Origin of the sequence: Streptomyces sp. OZ13, assembly GCF_052068155.1 — a bacterium.
In the GTDB taxonomy this organism is placed as follows: domain Bacteria; phylum Actinomycetota; class Actinomycetes; order Streptomycetales; family Streptomycetaceae; genus Streptomyces.
On the sequence record NZ_JBQHCZ010000064.1, the window covers coordinates 1 to 511 of the forward strand.

The 511-nt window shown below is 70.6% G+C and carries 1 protein-coding gene; it reads right to left on the reverse strand.

All coding sequences use genetic code 11. The annotated features are described in order from the left end of the window. On the reverse strand, positions 1–511 hold a 511-nt coding region (locus tag ACTMTU_RS36100; RefSeq protein ID WP_441267654.1), incomplete at both ends, for an SDR family NAD(P)-dependent oxidoreductase.

The window sequence follows — 511 nt, forward strand, 5'->3', positions numbered from 1 at the left end:
GCGGCCAGCGTGTCCAAGGCCGTGTTGGCAGCGGCATAGGTGCTCTGGCCGGCCGTGCCCAGCACACCCGACGCCGACGAGAACAACACGAACGCGGCAAGCTCGAGGCCGAGTTCACGGGTGAGGTCGTGCAGGTGCAGCGCACCCTCGGTCTTCGGACCCAGGACACGGGCCAGACGGCCGGTGTCCTGCCCCTGGAGAAGCCCGTCGTCCAGGACAGCGGCAAGGTGGAACACACCGGTCCACGGGTGAGCGGTGTCCACGCCGGTGAGCAGGGTCCGGACCTGGGCGCGGTCGGCCACGTCACAGGCGACGACCTCGACACGGTCGGCACCGGCGGCGGTCAACTCCCCCACCAGGTCGGACACACCGGGTGCGTCGGCGCCACGGCGTGAGGTCAGCACCAGACGGCGCACACCGTGCTCCTGGACCAGGTGACGGGCCAGAGCCTGACCCAACTCCCCCATGCCGCCCGTGATCAGGACCGTCCCGGCAGGATCCAGAACACGGG